This is a genomic window from Haloarcula sebkhae (genome assembly GCF_014647415.1).
GTDB classification, from domain to species: Archaea; Halobacteriota; Halobacteria; order Halobacteriales; family Haloarculaceae; genus Haloarcula; species Haloarcula sebkhae.
The window spans coordinates 41824-57815 of sequence record NZ_BMPD01000005.1; the positions used below are offsets into that span (position 1 = coordinate 41824).

Below are 15992 nucleotides of genomic sequence, written 5' to 3' on the forward strand. Positions count from 1 at the left end.
CACACTTGAAACGGTCTTGTCTTGAAACCGATTACCAGAGTTGGCGTGTCCGGAATTCTCTTAGTACCGTTTCTGTCGTGTACACTTAGATCTGGGATACATATTTATTAAAAGTCTCTGACGCAGGTACCAATTATGATAACTGAGTTCTCCTCGGCCTGTTGGTGGAAGCCGCTTCCAAGGATTGTTAATACAAGCTCTAATGACTATCTTCAATGCGTCTCTCAAACTAACGTTGATCGCAAAAGTGTGTGCGGACACACTATGGCGGAAGAGGGCTATTCAAACCCCTGTTCTTATGGATAGTATTGTTCTCCCGGGCGGACGGGCCGCCAACCTATGGTATACGCGCATGGTAAAAACCTTATTGAAAGCGAATTCTCCCCTGGTAAATACTACGGCGGCTGCGGCAGCGGTTTCGAATAGCGTCAGAACCGTTACCGCTCCGCTGGCTGTCCTTGTGCTCTTGTCAATCTCGGGTGAGCAACCCGCCAAGTGAAGCTTCGGCGATATCGAATGGACATCTAAATCCAGAGTCGTAGACCATGGTCTCAGCTAACTCCGAACGCTGGAGATCGCCTTTAGCGACTTGGCAGCAAGGAGTCGAAACAACGATGTGACTGTACCTTTCAGATTATTGGGATACCAAACTTCTCTGAGGAATCCAAGAAGACACACCACTGTTTCCGGAGAAAACCCGCCAGATAACGTCGGAAACACTCGTAGGGTGGTGTCTGAGTCACAACATCACCGGGCGTTTCTGGTCGTCCGACAGTCCCCACCAGCGACACAGTGGATTTCGAAACGGTGCTGACACGCTGGAAGCCAAAGGTGTGAGGTGACTGGCTTGTGCGTGTCAGCACAGAGCAACTGTCGGCGCTCAGTCTGGTGATACCAGGATGGGTGAGTATGAGCGCCGACATCCGGCACATAATATTACGAACTAATAAAATCCAGGGTGTCATAGAACGATTCACACACTTCAGTAGCTCCCGGAAAACCGCTGTCTGAGAGATGGATATTATCGCCGCTATTCAGAAGTAGCAACAGCGGTTCTCTCGGCCGGTATCAAAAAACCATGCCAACTGTTCTATGACACCCTCAAAATCACCTATCCCGAAGGAGGCAACACGCAGCGCAGCCGATTGTCCAGTATGGAACTGCAGGTCCGCAAGCCCGAGGGCTGGACGACCGTCTCGTTCCCCGAGGAAGTCGAAGAAATCGCCGTCGCCGGCGGGAAGGTTGACGGCCAGCTGTGTCTCACCTTGACGGGCGAGCGCGAAGACGGTCCTCGCGTGGTCCGGACTGGGATACTTGACGTCGACGAGGATGATGAGGCGACCCTCGCGAACAGCGTGCCTCGCACTGACGACGGCACGAGCCTCATCTTAGAGACCTTGCGACCGGATTAACAGTAGTTGCTATTCAGGTGAATGGCCGAATCGGCCAGTGCAAGAGAAAAGGATAGCGGTCGGATTATATCCAGTCGGAGGGGAGTTCGTCTTCGTGATTGTCCAGCAGTTCGAGTAGTGGCCTGATCTCGTCGAAATTCGGCCCCTTCGAGACTTCGTGTGTGTCCTTATTCCACTCACAGGCGTTTCATCTCTACGATTGGATAAAGAGCCCGTATTGGCAACGACTGTTAGGTCTGCCGCGCTGTGTCGGACAATGAACTTCGAATGTCGTTGACCACGTCGCCGACGGACTGGCCCAGCCCCAGCTCCAAAACGACCTCGCGCGGAGACTCAGCAATGCTCCGAACCCGAAGGTCACCCACATCGGGCAGCGCCGACAGGTCCAGCGATTCAGTGAGCCGGTACCCGATGTCCTGCCGAGAGAGCGTGGCCTGTGCGCTGACGACGGGGCCCTGCGACTGGTCGACGATATACAGCGCCGCTTGGTCGGCCTGTGGCTGGGAGATGATCTGCGGGATGTCGACGATCTCTGGCTGGCGGACGTCGGCATGTCTATCGCCGGTGAAGTCGCCGACAACTTCGGCCTCGTAGTCGATATTGTAGGTGTTGCCCTCGACAAGGTTGCTGTCGAGGTCGGGCATCTGGATTGTGCCCAGCGTTTCGTTGATGACGTAGTCCGCGTCCGGTCCACGCCCGTACTCAGTGGTTGAGTCGTAAACGCGGGTCGAACCCTTGAGGATGTCATCGTTATCGAGCTGGACATCGTTCAAGTCGGCGACGAACTGCTCCTCTTCGATTTGCTTACTCTGGCCGTGAACCACCGCCTTGGTCGCCTCGGCCTCGATGTCCTTGTCCACGCGCCAGTCAACGAGGTCAGGATCAGCCGCCGACGAGCGCTGGCCTGGTCGCGTGACGACGACCTCGAAGCCGTCATCGTACTGCAGCTCCCAGATAAGGTTTGCCCGGTCGGCGTACTTCGAGAGCGCATCCACGACCGTCGCGTCCACGGTTTCGCTGACCCCCGGCGAGTCGATGCTGTCGTACTTGATCGTCAGCGAGTCGAGTGTCTGGGGTTGGGTTCGATACCGTGTGACCGTGTCCTCGACGTTGCTGCCGCCGTCGCCGTCGATGCCGCCGAGTGTCGTCCGTGCAACGAACTGGCCCGTCGAACTGGCGAAGTCATCCTCAACACTGGTTGCGTTGGTCGCCGTGACGAACGTCTCGCCATCCGGTGAGACCGCGACGGCCTGTCCGTTGGCCGTTGAGGAGACGGGGGCCTCGACGCGGCCGCCGGTCGCTCGCCGAATCGGAACGGCATCGAAGTCGAAGTCGGTCGGAGTGAACAGCGCCGGCGGTCCATCGAGGAGTGCGATGTCGCTCCGGAGCGTGTTCGAGAAATTGCTCGGGTCCTGCTCGCGCTTGTCGAACAGGACGACGGAATCGATGAACGCCTCGCCCGCGGGTCCGATGTCGTTCCCGCCGGTGTCACTTGCGGCGGTGAACGTGATGTCCACGGTCCCGCTGACGGGGATTTTGTCGTCAGTGATGGACGTGCCAGGGTTGAGGGCGCTCTGCCACTCCACGCTCTTGTCGGTCTCGTCGGGATTAAACGCTGAATCCGCTCCCAAGAGCGCACCGTCCACGCGGACCTCGATGAATCCCTCGTAGTTGTCTGCAATGCGATAGTAGAGCCCCCAGTCCGATGCGTCAAGTGCATAGGGCAGGTCGATACTGACGCCAGTCGATTCGAGCGCGGCGACGTCCAGTTCCAGCGCCTCGCTAGCGGTCCAGTTCCAGCGCGTGTCGGTGACGAGCTTCCCAGATGAGATGTCCCCTGGCGGGACGATCACTGCCGACTGCTTGGGTCGCGCCTGCCCGTTGTCGACGGCACGCGGGCCACTGAGTGACTGCGCGGCGCTGCCCAGCTCTTCGGTTGAGTCCAGCGTCGTCAGTAGTTCGTTGTCGGCCGTCGGCGCGGGGTCGACTGTCGAATCGTAGCTAACCTCGTCGAGGATGGATTCGATAGCGGTCTCGGCAGTCACGTCATCGAAGTCCTGCTGGACGCGCTGTTGCAGCTCGTCGCCGCCGCGGCCGACGAGCACGGTCCGGTCGGGCTCGGGACTGACCTGCGCGAGCGTATCGATCGGGATGCGCTGGCCGTCACGCCACACTCGCATCGCACTATCTTCCCACTCTGTCGAGAGCCACGAGTCGTCGGGCCGGACAGCGACCTCGACCTCTGGCCGGCCGTTGAGCGTCGGCCGGATGCTGGGATCATCGAGGATAGACGGTCGCCGGGTGGTCCCGTCGGCGCGCTCGACCTCGACGGTCCAGCCGGCGCTGTCGGTCGGGGTCTGCTTCGCGACCGACGGCGTCGTGGCTGTGTCAGAGCCGACGGCCTCGGCGTCCTCAGTGAACGCGCGGACGGTGTACTCGTAGTCGGCCGACGGCTGGGCCGTCGTATCGGTGTAGGACTCCGTATTTGCACCCAGCGTCGCCAGCGAGCGCGTGCGTGTCCCGTCAGCGAACGACCGGGTCCGTAGTATCTCGAACCCGTCCTCGTTGTCGGCTTGGTCCGTCCACGAGACAGTCACTTGCGTCGCGCTGTCGGCCGCTGCGGAGACATCAGTCGGCGTCGGGAACGTTGTTGTGATGGCGACCGGCGACGTCCATGCACCGGTGACGTGCTCGGTCTCGGAGCGGATGCGAACCTCGTAGGCCTCGCCGTCCTCTAGCCCGCCGAAGGTAATCGACGAGTTGGTCTGGTCAACGACGACCTCGTCGAATCCGACGGCCGAGGAGTCCCACGACGACTGCTCCGTCTCGCGGATTTGGCCACGATAGCTGCCGTAGTTGCTGATGTCAGAGTAACTGGCCGTGACCTCGTCTTCGATGCCGTTGTCCAGCGCCGGCTGCGGGACATCAGGCAGAGTTGTTGTGGCTTGGATAGGCATTTGATATTATGTCCGTATGCAGCGCATCGGCTGGTCAGTCTGGCTCAATATATCTTAATGAGCTTCCCCGGTTAGCGCCATCACCGTGACTGAATACGGCGTGTAGCTGCTTGTGTCGAACTGAAGATCTAATCCGTCGCTGCTGGTCGAATACGATCGAGAGTCTGGGCTAAATGCCTCAACGCTATTTATCACGGTAGCGCCAGCATTCCTATCAAAAAGCACAACATCGTTAAACCGCCGACTGGTCCCATCGTATTCGGAATCTCCACTAACAACAACAAACCCATCTCTCTCTTTGTAGATTGTTGATGCTGTAGAAGCGTCAACGCCAAGATTTGGTTGAGATTTTATATATGCTTGGTTGTCTCCTGTTTTGTGCTTCGCTTGTATCATTGTCCCCGTTACTCCGTCTGATACTTCCCCTGCACTGACCGCCGAGACGTCCAGCCCATCGCCGGTGAGTCGGGCCTGCTCGCCCGACTGCGAGTGCTCGACGATGATATCTCCGTTCGTGTCCGCGTCGAGTTTGCCGATTAGTGTGCCGTTGTCGTCTCTGATGTTGAATGTCATAGCTCAAACCTCGTCCTGACGTTGATTTCGCCGCTGTTGTCGACCGTCCCGCCGTTTTCGTAGGGCGCGTCTCGGTTGACTGTCTCTCCCGCTGCGACCGTCCGCGTCTCGCCGGGCGCGGCGGTGAAGCCATGCCAGTCCCGCCGCGTCGCCACGTCGTTGACCGCCTCTACAGCGATGAGATACTCTTCGCCGTTCTTGAGCCCCGACAGCGTGTAGCTGGTCGTGCTGGCCCCCAGCGTTGCGACCTGCGTCTCGGTCGCGCCGCCGTCGCGTGATTTGTAGACCCGATACTCGGTCGCCGGGTCGGTATCCGGCAGGGAGTCGTCCGTCCACGAGATGCCGATCTCCGTGTCGCGGACGGCGTCGGCCGTGAGCGACGTGGGCGGCGGTGGCGGGTAGGCTGGTTCGATCTCGACAAAGGGGCCGCCCGAGGAGGTCGTCGTATCTGTGACGGTGACGCTACTGTCGGTGAGCGTCCCGCCAGCGGTCGGATCCGGACCGCCCCCACCCCCGCCATCGCCACCGTCCTCGCCATCGGGGTCGGATTGTATCCCGCCGGCCCCGCCACGAGCACCGCCACCGCCACCGCCGGGGGCAGGGGATACGTTCCCATCAGAACCGCCAGCCCCGCCGCCACCGCCACCGACTGCCAGCACCGTCCCGTTGACCACAATCGCTGATGGTGCCCCACCACCAGCCCCATTGGTCCCGCTACTCCCAGCCCCACCATCGCCGCCGGAGACACCACCGTCAAACGGCGACGTGCCGCCAGACCCGGGCACGAAAGCGTCTTGGTTGTCTTGGCCGCCCTCGCCGACGAATACGTCCACTACTGTCCCGCCAGACAGCTGGACTTCGCCAGAGACCTCGCCACCGCCAGCGCCGATCGAATGGCTGTTGCTGTTAAATGTGTCATCACCGCCCGCGCCACCGCGGACGGTAAAGCGGATGCCAGCCGCGCCGTCCGGGACTGTGTAGCTGTGCTGGCTGTTGGTCGTATCAAACGTCGCCATCAGCGAATCGCCTCCCGCGGCCGCAGGTCACGTTTGGGCTGGGGTGTGACGAGCCGATCCGACGCGGCCGGCGAGAGCAGCGACTCCAGTCCCGCGGGGACCGGCGACGTGCTGTCGGGCACTCTGGAGAACTGGATGCCCGGCCAGCCCCGATGGATGGTCACATCGAGGGGATACGTTGCGCCGGTTGAGGCGTTGCGCCAGCGCGTCCACGCATCGACGCGGGCCGCGCCGAGGCGCTGGGACTGTCGCTCGGCGATGTCCAACTCAACGAGGGACCAGTCCGACGCCGGGAGTGAGACGTTGTTCCACGCGTCGGCGTTGTAGTCGTACTGCTCGACGGAAACGCCGGGTGACGCCGTCGGGTCGGCGCGAAGTCGGACGAGGCCGTTGTCGACGATCGCCTCGCCAGAGAACTCGTGGGATGGGTCGAACACCTTGGCCCAGCGGAGGTTGCCGTCGGCGTCGAGTTTACTCCCGCCCAGCGAATCGAATACGCGGACGTCCGTCGCTCCCTCACTGTCGTAGTCGATATCATAGACAAGTGACGGCGATGCGTAGGGCGCATCAGACAGTCGATACTCGTCGATGTCTCCGAGTTCAGCGCTGCGGGTCGTCGTCGGTGACGCTGTCGTCGTGGCGTCCGTCTCGGGGTTGAGCCAGCGAACACCCTCGGCTGTCGCGGGGGCGGCGACGTAGCCGCTCACGTCGTTGCCGAACGGATGGGTCAGTTCGCGCGCCTCGGTCGTGACCTCACGACGGTGGGTCGAACGAGTGCCTTTGCGAATAAGTGTCAAGTCGTACTGGTACACGTCTCTCCGGTTGGCATGGACAGGGTCAACGTTCAGATTCTTAATCGTGTAGTAGCCGGCATCGCTAAACCCGCCAGTATCCTGATAGAGCGGGAGGCCTCCCAATCTGGCACCGGCCAATTCACTCAACTCGCCGGCCAACATCCTGGAAATCCTCTCGCCGTAGCGATACTGTCCGTCGAGGGAGAGGTCGCCCCCGCCTGAAGAGATTTGCTCAACAGCAGACCGCTGTTGCCCAAGCAGCCCCTGTTGAGACAGTTCCTGTCGGAGCTGGTTTTGTTCCCCAGTCTGTGCGCTTTCTGGGAGTGGGCTGGTGTACAGGTATTTCATCGCTCTGGAATGATCTCGTTGATGTCCTTGGCTACCGACTCCGCCTCGTCGACGACTGCTTCGGGCAACACAGCAGCCCACTCTGCAGTGATACTCACATCAATCGCGTTCGGGTCGTCCGGATCGTCGGTGACGTTCGTCTCGATGATGGCAACCGTTAGTGGCCGGCCGAACGCGCCAGCAGAGTCTGCATAGGTTCCATCCGACCACTGGCCCCAGTACAGCCGCGCCTGGCCGAGCGATCCAGTCTTCGACTGTGAGATGACGTACTCGAAAATCTGCTTTTGCGCGAGTGTGTCACAGCCAGTCGCGTCGTACTTGGAGATATCGTTGGGGTCGGTCGGGTCGGTACTGCCGTCGCCCCACTGCAGGTCACGGTCGCCAGCTTTGCCAGCAATCTGTTCGACGTACTGCCCCGCGCCACCGTCGACGAAGTAGCCTCGCCGGGATTCGGTGTTTTCGTCGGCGAGTTCGCCCGGGACTGTTTTGTCGGCTATTTCATACGCCGCACGTAGGTACTGTCCCCGGCTACCGATCAAGTATGTCTTCGCAACGTTGCCAGTGTCTTCTAGCTCTTCCTTCACCTGAAAGGCGCACGTCCGAGTATCTCCAGTCTCGTCGACGACATCCACCTCCAAAATCGCACTGTCAGTTAGTCCGGGCACTGTCGGTACACCTCACTGTAGCTGTGTGTTGTCATGGTTACAATCGCTCAGAATCAGCGGTTTTGCTATTGACTGTACTATCCACGCCAGCGCCGGCGGGCAAGCAGCACGGCCGCCACTGCGATCAGTAGCAAGATTATAGATGCAATGTTCATGAAGTAGAGAACCAGCACCATTACTACGACAACCGCCACCACGATGGAGAGCAAGACTTTCACCACGGCCCAAGGCGTGATGTTTTCTAACATTTCGGTGAAAACTATTCTCCAACCAATCATAAGTTACACCCCACTTGATGCCATCGTCACCGCCGACCTCGCGCCGCGTCCTTAATTTCCCGCCTTAGATCGTCCAATTCAGATTCGATGTCGGCAATCCGGTCATCGTACTCCCGCTCGATCTCGTCAATGGCGTCGTCAACCACATCTTCTGTGTTGGTCTCGACGACGACCTCGGTGGTTGAGTTATCGGTGTAGTTGATGCTTTGACTTCCATCAGGTGGCTGGCTGGCCTCCACCGTCACCGATGACGTCTGCCCTTGTTCCTGTCTCCGCTTGTTATCCGAGGATTTGAGGTTTGGAACGGGCTCCGGCAGCAGGGGGACATCTCTACCCCAATCGCGCGCGGAATTCACCACCTCTTTATTCGCGTCCGCGAGTGACGGCCCAACCACTGGCACGTCTCGGAGAATGTCATTGGCCCATTGATGAGGGGCTTCGCGCTCCCCGGCACCCGACGAAGAGCTGCCTTGGCCAACCGACACAGAGACGTCAACTGGTATTGGCCCAACATCTTCCACCGGGTACGGTTTTGATGGCTCCTCGACTGGGTACGTGCCTGACGGCTCCGCGAGTGGGTAATCACCCGACGGCTCTTCGAGCGGGTAGGTTCCTGGCTCCTCGATAGCCAGCGGGTCCACATCCTCGACGTCGAGTGGGCCAACGTCCTCAACCTGCAACGGCGTCCATGCTGGTTTCTCTACTGAGACTGAGCTGCCACCGGCGCCCGACAAGGCACCAGCCGCTGCGGTGAGTGCTGCCGCTGCTCCTCCGTGTGCAGCCGCCGCTCCTGTGTGGGCTGTCGCAGCCCCAGTCAACGCAGCAGCGGCACCACTCAACGCCGCTGCGCCGCCGGCGTCGCCGCCTGAGTCGATTACTTGGTTGATAATTCCACCGGCAATACCGCCATCGTCACCCTCACCAACCTTGTCGTCGATTTCTTCGAGGTAGGTGACGGCATCCTCAAGATACCCGGTCCGTTCACGAGCCCATCGGAACTCACGCCGGCGGCGTCGGCGTTCGCGACCACTGCCAGCACCACCAGCCATTTGGGCAGACATACTGCCGCCATCAGTGACGCCGAGCGGCATCGACCCGATCTCCGATTCGATTTGATGCTTGACATTCGTTAGCGACCGCTCATCGAGCTCGACGCTGAGCGTGCTAGTCGTGCCAAAGCCATCATCTGATCCAGACATGGGTGATTACAAGAGCCGAGACGCCGCGTAGGCGTCGAGCAACCGCAAATAGTCTATCGGGATATCCATGAGAGCGTCGGGCGTCAGCCCGTGCGCGAGTCCGACGACGATGTAGTAGTCTCGCCGGGCCCGTCCGTCGAGGTCGCCGACGTCCCGGTCGCCGTCGAGGACGTCGAGGACCTGTTTCCCGATTCACTTGGGACACCGAGGTCGTTTGCCTCCGCTTCAACCCACGAGGCGTAGCCAGGATGGACGGTCAACGCAGCGAATGCGGCTTCGATATCGTCATCGTCGTCGACGTTCGGCGCGGAGACTGTGCTGGCGGCAGCGAACCAGAGACGGCGTTCTTTCTGGCCGGCGTTGCTGGGGATATGGCGGTCCATTTCTGCCTCTTCGAGTGCGCTCAGCGCGCCCAGCGTGAGTTCGGCATCGCTCCCCCAGCCGGCCTCATCACGTTGCCAAACGAGACCAATCTTGTAGTACTGCAGGCGGCTCTTCTGAGACTGTGCCGCATCATACTCTCCCGTCCCCGGTTCGAGGTCGTTGATCCTGTCCTTGAGGGCGGTTAGCCGGTCATCCAAGCTGGCGATCTCCTCGCCGAGCGTGTAGGTTTGTGTCTGTAGCATAGACAAGGAACGTTAGGCGATGGTCGTGCTCGCTTCGACGTCTGTGACGTGGTAGTCAACCGGTTCTGACAGGTCAGCGCCGGCAGCGACGAGGTCACTCCAGCCGTAGCTGGTTGGCTGGCAGTCGGTGAGTGTGTAGTCGATCGTATCGCCCTGACCGTTCTCAAGGCTAAACGTCGCCGGGACTTTCCCAACCGGTCCACTCGTATTGGCCGTGTCGTCAACGGCTAGTGCAAGCTGGTCACGCTCAGTGAAGACCGCATCCGATGAGAATGACGGTTCGATTGCATCGACGACAGCGTCGTACGGGTGACGGCCTTGGCCGCGGCGGAAACGTGCCAGCCCCGATAGCGACAGCGTCGCCGACTGCATGAGGGGCTGGTTGAGGCCATCGACCTGAAACGAGGCTCCGTGCCAACTGAAGACGTCGTCATCAGACGGCTGTGCGATGTCACTCTCTGCCGGCGTAGTAACATTGTCCGGTTCGTCGCCATACAGGATCGTCAACTCGACTGTGATATCGCTGCCCTGCTCGTAGTTAACTGTCGCGTCTTGGACGATCGCCCCGGTCGGCGTTCGAGACTCTGTCGACCCATCAGGGAGCGTGACGGGAAGGTACCACGTCGCCGAGGGTGCTCGCATCGGGGCGTTGGGCAGTGCGGTGCCGCCGTCGGCGAAGACGAGGTCGTGCCAGTTGGCGTCGGTAAGCGACCAACTGACAGACATTGCCCCTTCCCAGTTGCCTTCACGACTGCCAGCTGGTGTTGGGTCGTCTGGGTGACGCGAGCGCTCGAGTGCTTGCTCAACTGTGAGGTCACCGACTGTAATGTCGATCCCTGGCTGCATCCAAGTTGGATCTGCCGGGAGCGTGCCGTAGCTGTTCTCGAGGGCGAACGCGGCGTTTGCCGAGCCCGCCCCCGTCATACGATTCCTCCGTTATGATTTGCGTGTAGAGTCATAGTTCTCAAATGGTTTCGTAACCGATGAGGCGGACTGTCCACGTCCAGAAATACTCGTCTTGCCACTCCTGGCTGCTGTCGGTTGGGTCGTCGACGGTTACGGTGTGGTAGGCGACGCGCCCGATGTCGTCGGCGTCAGGGTCAACCGCTGGGTAGGAAAGTTCCTGCTGGATTGCATTCTGCGCATAGAGAGCAATCTGTTTCGCGTGTTTGTTCGAGTCGACGTGGCCGAACTCGCCGCCCTGTGAAGTCAGACCTTTGAACCGACAGTCGACAGTCGTTGTGACACGCCGGCGGTTATCTGGGCCAGCGACCTCTGGGACGCGAGAGCCGAGCGAGGCCCCCAGCGCGGACGCTGTCGATAGCTCGACTGTTTTCTCTCGTTGGTCGGTTTCGAGGACGAGTGGTTCGTCGCGGTTGACGCGGTAGAGTCGTTCGGTGCCATCGTCATCAGCAGGCCAGCTACCTGGCCAGTTGGTACGGATCGTCTCAAGGACCCACGCGACCTCGTCTTGGACAGCCATCAGAGCCCTCCTGCAAGTTGTTCGACAGCGTCACGGATGGCGCGGGACTCGGGGATCCCGCCCGTCTCACTCCCCCAGTTGACCGACTCGGTCGTGATCCACTGGTCTTTCGCCTCCCAGTAGAAGTGCAACAGCGGGTTCCCCTCGATCGTGTGCGGGTCGACGCCCCACTCGAACAGTGCTGTCAGTTCTGGCCACTCAATCCTGGCCGAGACGGTGCTGTCGTCGCGCTCGACTGATAGTCTAGCCTCGGTGGGGATGTGGCCGATGTCGTAGTCGTTTCGACCGGCGTACGCCTCCCAGTTGTCACGGGCGATATCGATCAGTTCGGAGCCAATTTCATCGCGGAACTGTTGTTCCACATCGTCGAGGACAGCGGCCCTGAGATCATCTTCGAAGCTATCTGGAAGCGTCATCAGTACGCCTCCAGCAGGCTCTGTCTAGCCGCGTCGGACGGCGCCTGCGGGACGGTGATGTCCAGCGTCGCGCCGATCGGGTCGACGGTGAGTTCCAAGTTGAACTCGATGGTGACCGAGACGTCTGCCATCTCATCAGCCACCACCCGGCGGCGTCAGGTACGGTTCGAGTGCGTCGCGACCGTCGTCGACAAGTTGCTGGCGCTGCGTGTCGACGCCGACCAGCTGACCGTTGTCGGGGATGCTCGTCACAACGTCGTCCTCGATGACCAGCTCGGCAGCGGCGAGTTGGGCCACACCGCGACGGACGTCCTGCCAAGACTCGTCGGTAGCGTCCAGACCGTAGTCGAACTCGGCGGTCAGGATGCCGTTGAAGTCGTATCGGGGGCCGATAGACCGCGCCCTGACGTACAGATGGGTCCGGCCGTAGGAGTCCTGGCCCTTGCGAGCGACGTAGTAGTCTTCGCCACGGCCCTCGGTCTTGTCGTTGGCCGCGACCCAGTCCTCAACGCCGCCTCCACGGCCCCGAACCTCTAGGCCGGTCAGGGACTGGACGTAGCCGTGGGGAAGCGTGACGCGAGCGTACGGCCCCGCCTTCGTGACCGGGTAACGCGTGTCGCTGTCGTGAAACAGTTGGTCGCGCTGACTGTGTGGCGACGACGGGATGTCCAGTCGGACATCCGAGACAGTCGCCGGGCTGTCCGGGACGAGGTCCGTGCCGCCGCCGCTGTCGTACCAGTAGCGGTTGCCCTGCCGCTGGAGCCAGTCGCTTACTTTCTCGATAGCGGCAGTGACGAATTCGGTGCCGGTCGGACCGTATACGTCCGTCTCACTGAGGTCCTTGTCCTGCAGCGCTTTCCGGACGTCGTTTTCCTCGCAAAAGCCAGTCATGTGTTAGTCCTCAGACTCGCTGTGGTAGGGGCAGGGAAGTTCGCGACCGCAGACGTCGCCATCAGATTTGACCGTATCGCACGTCTCGACGGCGTCGTCTGGCGGCGGTTCGTCCTCCACGATGATGTCATCAGGATCGACCCCGTGGCGGCGAGCGAACGTTTGGAGCCAGCTGGCGTCGGCCTCGAAGGTCCCCTCCGAGTCGACCGGCCGACGGTCGCCGTTGACGTCCACCGCCGATGGTGGTACGTCCGAAGGGTGCTCGACCCGCATGGTCACGCCCCGGGGTCGCCGTCGACGCGGAGGATGATTTCACCGACATCGGTACCGGCGGTCGTATCGGTGCCATCCGCGGCGCTCGTCACCGAGAGATTTCCGGCGACGTGGTCATACCGGACGAACAGCGACTCGTCTTCCTGACCGGCGACGCTGACGCCGAGAACGACGTCGACGGCCGTCTCGGCCGCGGGGTCGTAGCCCTCAGAGCCAGCGTTGTCGAGACTGGACACATCGATGGTGTGGAAGACGGTGCGGTGGCTGCCCGAGTTGACGTGTTCGTCGTCGACTGTGGTGTGCGTCATGAGACGGACACCTCAGATGTCGTAGCCCTGCAGCCAGAGGCCGTGGTTGCCGTGCGCCTTGTCGATGAGGGTGCCGTACTCGAACATCGCGACCTTGTCGGCTAGCCCGGTCCGGCCCAGCGGGACCGTCGAGAAGGGAGCGAGCTGTCGGAACTGCGTCGCTCGCTCGTCGATGAGGAAGACGTCGCCCACATCGGAGTTCGACCCGACACCAGAGAGGCCGGCGTAGCTGCGGATGTTGTCACAGGGCGTGATGTTGACGGTGCCCTGCTCGGTCCCGATGGCCAGCCCTCGAGGGCCGTACTCGACGTCGGCGTCGTAGCCATCGACGCGGACAGTCGGCGTGACCTCGTCGTAGATGGCGTTGTAGTACTGCGGGCTGACGAGGTATCGAGCAGCGTCCCACATCAGGCCGGTGTTCGTGACCTGAACGGTGACCTCGTCGAGCATGTCCTCCAGGAAGCCGGACGACGTGGTCGTCTTGTCGATGGAGTTGCCGGCGTCGTCGAAGATCTTCGCCATACCCTCGTAGGCGTCGCCGTCCTCGACCGACTTGTCGCCGGCGCCGACCGACGGGTCGCCGTAGAAGATCTGCTTGGCCTTGAACAGCGCGTGAGCGATGGTGCGCTGCCCCAGCGTCGTCTCGCTCAGGTCCATGTAGTTGAGCGTGTCCTCGGCACGCTGGCTGTAGTCCGAGATGCGGGCCTGGTCGAGGTAGATCTTCATCTTCTTGTTGTCCGTCGAGAGGCTGAAGTCGCCCTCGTTCAGGCTAGAGATGTCGCCGGCGGCCTCGGATTCGCTGACCATCCCAATGGGGTCGGTGCGGTCATCGATGATGTTGTACTGGGCCTCGAACCCGGCCTGGGCCTGGGTCGTGATGACCGACAGGACCGGCGCGGCCGAGCGCTGGATGTCGACGAGGCGCGGGTCGACCTCCACTGGAGACGCCGCACCGACGACAGAGTAGTCGATGGCTGCACGCTCGGCCATCTGCTCGACGGGCGCGATGCGCTCGTTCTCGTCGACGTCGTGATACCCCTCACCAGCGGCGGCAGCGGCCGCGAACGGTGATCGAGTGCCGAACTGCTGCTCGGCTTGCGTCTCGGTCTCAGGGTCGTCCGCGTGCTGCTCGTGAGACTCTAGGAGCTTGTCCTGGATGTGCGAGACAGGGACGCCGACACGGCCGCGCTCGATGGGGACCTCGGGAAGCCCCATCGCTCGCAGCAGCGTGTCGTAGATGGTGCGGGCGTTGTTGTCGGTAGGCGTTGCGAGACGGGCCGCGATGTCGCGGTCCGTCTGTAGATCGTCGAAAGTGTTGGTGTCAGAAGTTGCGGACATGAAGTCCTCCTACAGAAGCTCCTGGGGGTTCGCGGTCTGGTCGTCCGTGTCGGTGCCACGGTCGTCGTCAGTCTCGACGTCCGGGTCTGTGTCGTCGAGGCCGTCGTGGAGATTGCGGATGTCGTCGGCGGTGAACTCCTCACCGTCGACAGTCAGCGACTGCGTGTCGCCGTCGCCGGCGTCGGCGGCCGACTGGTCGTCCATGTCGCCGTCATCATCGTCATCATCGTCATCGTCGTCCTCGTCGTCACCGTCCTCGCGAAGGGCCTCGGCGAGGGCCGACAGCGTCTCGGTCTGCTGCTGCTGCATTTCGAGCATGGACTCGCGGTAGTCCGCGGCGTCCATGCCGTCCTGTCCGTCCTGCGTGCCGTCCGGGTCATCGCCGGACGAGTCGTTGTCTGGGTCTGTCACAGAATCACGGGCATCGCTGCCCTCGTCGCCGCTGTCGCGGTCGGTCAGGAACGGCATGAACCGCTCACTGATCGGTTCGTCCAGCGGCGTAGTTTCGCGGAAGTACTCCTCGAGCGCCGTGTGGGCAGCATGGAACTCGTTGTCGTCGAACTGGTGGCGGGCAACGCTCCAGAGCCAGCTCTCAAAGTTCTCGACGCTACCGTCACCCTGCTCGTCCCGATAGGCGTTGACCAGCTGCTCGGCAGTCTCGGCCTGTTGGTCGGAGAGGTGGCGCTCATCGGAATCGGGGCCCATCACCACAGCCCGGAACGCGTCGACGAGCTGCTCCGCGTCGGCATCGGGGCGGTTGCCCACTGCCGCACGGGCCATCGCCTCGGCCGCCGACTGGGACGTCGTCCGCGGGTCGGCCGGGATGCCGACGATGGACGCTTCCATCAGGTCGACGCCGCCGGGAAACGAGTCGTCATCCCGCCAGCCGATAGACGACGAGAGATTCATGTCGCGCTCAACCTGGGACTTGATAGCCGCCAGTGCCTCGCGCAGCGAGCCGGTCGAGTCCGGGAGTGTCTCGGGATCCATCATCCGCGCGTCGGCCATGAGGAGGTCGCTCCCGTCGTCGCCGGCGTCGTACTCGACATCTGCCTCTCGCCACCCGCCGATCTTCCCGACAGCAGAGTAGCGGGACCCGCCGAGCTCCATGTTGCTGCCGTGGTCCAGAAACGTCGGCTCGCCGCCCGCGTTGATCTGGCGGGCCATCCCCTCCAGTTCCTCACGGGTGAGTGGGTCGTCGCCGTTGTTGCGCACCTCGCCGGTGCTAGCCAGCGGCATCCGAACGGTCATGACACCGTCCTCGCCGTCGTCTGCATCGCGGACGGTGATCTGATCGGCGTCAGATTGGTGGTAAACGCGGTGCTGAGGGTCGTCAGTGTCTGTCATATCATATCCTCTCAGAACAGCCGTGGTGATGGTGCCCTTCCCGTCGCGACCCCACGGCGGGCCGCGGT

The 15992-nt window shown here is 61.7% G+C and carries 18 protein-coding genes; 1 reads left to right on the top strand and 17 read right to left on the bottom strand.

All coding sequences use genetic code 11. The annotated features are described in order from the left end of the window. The first annotated feature begins 1154 nt into the window (after positions 1-1154). Complete coding sequence (locus IEY38_RS14445) at positions 1155-1412, top strand: hypothetical protein (RefSeq protein ID WP_188978951.1); 258 nt, start codon at positions 1155-1157, stop codon at positions 1410-1412. Between the two features lie 230 nt (positions 1413-1642). On the opposite strand, the gene IEY38_RS14450 is transcribed toward IEY38_RS14445, so the two are convergent. The 17 genes from IEY38_RS14450 to IEY38_RS14525 form a co-directional block, all read right to left on the bottom strand. Further along, positions 1643-4369 carry a fibronectin type III domain-containing protein gene (locus IEY38_RS14450; protein WP_188978953.1) on the bottom strand — a complete coding sequence of 909 codons (2727 nt, stop codon included), beginning with the start codon at positions 4367-4369 and terminating at the stop codon, positions 1643-1645. Positions 4370-4423: 54 nt separating this feature from the next. Next, a complete protein-coding gene (locus tag IEY38_RS14455; protein WP_188978955.1) occupies positions 4424-4942 on the bottom strand; it encodes a hypothetical protein in 519 nt (172 codons plus the stop codon). Next, positions 4939-5958, bottom strand: coding sequence for a fibronectin type III domain-containing protein (locus IEY38_RS14460; protein ID WP_188978957.1), 1020 nt, complete (start codon positions 5956-5958; stop codon positions 4939-4941). The genes IEY38_RS14455 and IEY38_RS14460 overlap by 4 nt, the downstream gene beginning before the upstream one ends. Further along, positions 5958-7100, bottom strand: a complete 1143-nt coding sequence (locus IEY38_RS14465; protein ID WP_188978958.1) for a hypothetical protein — start codon at positions 7098-7100, stop codon at positions 5958-5960. Before IEY38_RS14465 ends, IEY38_RS14460 begins: the two co-directional genes overlap by 1 nt. Then, positions 7097-7765: a hypothetical protein gene (locus tag IEY38_RS14470; protein WP_188978959.1), complete on the bottom strand. Its 669-nt coding sequence runs from the start codon at positions 7763-7765 to the stop codon at positions 7097-7099. The genes IEY38_RS14465 and IEY38_RS14470 overlap by 4 nt, the downstream gene beginning before the upstream one ends. 77 nt (positions 7766-7842) lie before the next feature. Next, the gene (locus IEY38_RS14475; protein ID WP_188978961.1) at positions 7843-8013 is read right to left on the bottom strand and encodes a hypothetical protein; all 171 of its coding nucleotides are present in this window, start codon (positions 8011-8013) and stop codon (positions 7843-7845) included. A gap of 56 nt (positions 8014-8069) precedes the next feature. Next, complete coding sequence (locus IEY38_RS14480; RefSeq protein WP_188978963.1) at positions 8070-9242, bottom strand: hypothetical protein; 1173 nt, start codon at positions 9240-9242, stop codon at positions 8070-8072. 83 nt (positions 9243-9325) lie between these two features. Continuing rightward, entirely contained in the window at positions 9326-9868 is a 543-nt protein-coding gene (locus tag IEY38_RS14485) for a hypothetical protein (RefSeq protein ID WP_188978965.1), read from the bottom strand. 12 nt (positions 9869-9880) lie between these two features. Next, the gene (locus IEY38_RS14490; RefSeq protein ID WP_188978967.1) at positions 9881-10792 is read right to left on the bottom strand and encodes a phage tail tube protein; all 912 of its coding nucleotides are present in this window, start codon (positions 10790-10792) and stop codon (positions 9881-9883) included. Positions 10793-10832: 40 nt separating this feature from the next. Further along, complete coding sequence (locus IEY38_RS14495; RefSeq protein WP_188978969.1) at positions 10833-11351, bottom strand: hypothetical protein; 519 nt, start codon at positions 11349-11351, stop codon at positions 10833-10835. Next, positions 11351-11767, bottom strand: coding sequence for a hypothetical protein (locus IEY38_RS14500; protein WP_188978971.1), 417 nt, complete (start codon positions 11765-11767; stop codon positions 11351-11353). Before IEY38_RS14500 ends, IEY38_RS14495 begins: the two co-directional genes overlap by 1 nt. Further along, on the bottom strand, positions 11767-11898 hold the full coding sequence (locus tag IEY38_RS21660; RefSeq protein WP_268238773.1) for a hypothetical protein: 132 nt from the start codon (positions 11896-11898) through the stop codon (positions 11767-11769). Before IEY38_RS21660 ends, IEY38_RS14500 begins: the two co-directional genes overlap by 1 nt. A 4-nt stretch (positions 11899-11902) precedes the next feature. Beyond that, positions 11903-12658: a hypothetical protein gene (locus tag IEY38_RS14505; RefSeq protein ID WP_188978973.1), complete on the bottom strand. Its 756-nt coding sequence runs from the start codon at positions 12656-12658 to the stop codon at positions 11903-11905. Positions 12659-12661: 3 nt separating this feature from the next. Next, positions 12662-12931, bottom strand: a complete 270-nt coding sequence (locus IEY38_RS14510) for a hypothetical protein (RefSeq protein ID WP_188978975.1) — start codon at positions 12929-12931, stop codon at positions 12662-12664. A 2-nt stretch (positions 12932-12933) separates the two neighbouring features. Beyond that, a complete protein-coding gene (locus IEY38_RS14515) occupies positions 12934-13239 on the bottom strand; it encodes a hypothetical protein (protein WP_188978977.1) in 306 nt (101 codons plus the stop codon). Between the two features lie 12 nt (positions 13240-13251). Next, on the bottom strand, positions 13252-14577 hold the full coding sequence (locus tag IEY38_RS14520; protein ID WP_188978979.1) for a hypothetical protein: 1326 nt from the start codon (positions 14575-14577) through the stop codon (positions 13252-13254). 9 nt (positions 14578-14586) lie between these two features. Next, positions 14587-15924 (bottom strand): hypothetical protein, encoded by a 1338-nt coding sequence (locus tag IEY38_RS14525; RefSeq protein WP_188978981.1) that lies wholly within the window; start codon positions 15922-15924, stop codon positions 14587-14589. Positions 15925-15992 lie beyond the last annotated feature (68 nt).

Bases quoted from the DNA above. Each gene is read 5' to 3' on its own strand.
- IEY38_RS14445 (WP_188978951.1), top strand. From the start codon at position 1,155: ATGGAACTGCAGGTCCGCAAGCCCGAGGGCTGGACGACCGTCTCGTTC.
- IEY38_RS14450 (WP_188978953.1), bottom strand. From the start codon at position 4,369: ATGCCTATCCAAGCCACAACAACTCTGCCTGATGTCCCGCAGCCGGCG.
- IEY38_RS14455 (WP_188978955.1), bottom strand. From the start codon at position 4,942: ATGACATTCAACATCAGAGACGACAACGGCACACTAATCGGCAAACTC.
- IEY38_RS14460 (WP_188978957.1), bottom strand. From the start codon at position 5,958: ATGGCGACGTTTGATACGACCAACAGCCAGCACAGCTACACAGTCCCG.
- IEY38_RS14465 (WP_188978958.1), bottom strand. From the start codon at position 7,100: ATGAAATACCTGTACACCAGCCCACTCCCAGAAAGCGCACAGACTGGG.
- IEY38_RS14475 (WP_188978961.1), bottom strand. From the start codon at position 8,013: ATGTTAGAAAACATCACGCCTTGGGCCGTGGTGAAAGTCTTGCTCTCC.
- IEY38_RS14480 (WP_188978963.1), bottom strand. From the start codon at position 9,242: ATGTCTGGATCAGATGATGGCTTTGGCACGACTAGCACGCTCAGCGTC.
- IEY38_RS14485 (WP_188978965.1), bottom strand. From the start codon at position 9,868: ATGCTACAGACACAAACCTACACGCTCGGCGAGGAGATCGCCAGCTTG.
- IEY38_RS14490 (WP_188978967.1), bottom strand. From the start codon at position 10,792: ATGACGGGGGCGGGCTCGGCAAACGCCGCGTTCGCCCTCGAGAACAGC.
- IEY38_RS14495 (WP_188978969.1), bottom strand. From the start codon at position 11,351: ATGGCTGTCCAAGACGAGGTCGCGTGGGTCCTTGAGACGATCCGTACC.
- IEY38_RS14500 (WP_188978971.1), bottom strand. From the start codon at position 11,767: ATGACGCTTCCAGATAGCTTCGAAGATGATCTCAGGGCCGCTGTCCTC.
- IEY38_RS21660 (WP_268238773.1), bottom strand. From the start codon at position 11,898: ATGGCAGACGTCTCGGTCACCATCGAGTTCAACTTGGAACTCACCGTC.
- IEY38_RS14505 (WP_188978973.1), bottom strand. From the start codon at position 12,658: ATGACTGGCTTTTGCGAGGAAAACGACGTCCGGAAAGCGCTGCAGGAC.
- IEY38_RS14510 (WP_188978975.1), bottom strand. From the start codon at position 12,931: ATGCGGGTCGAGCACCCTTCGGACGTACCACCATCGGCGGTGGACGTC.
- IEY38_RS14515 (WP_188978977.1), bottom strand. From the start codon at position 13,239: ATGACGCACACCACAGTCGACGACGAACACGTCAACTCGGGCAGCCAC.
- IEY38_RS14520 (WP_188978979.1), bottom strand. From the start codon at position 14,577: ATGTCCGCAACTTCTGACACCAACACTTTCGACGATCTACAGACGGAC.
- IEY38_RS14525 (WP_188978981.1), bottom strand. From the start codon at position 15,924: ATGACAGACACTGACGACCCTCAGCACCGCGTTTACCACCAATCTGAC.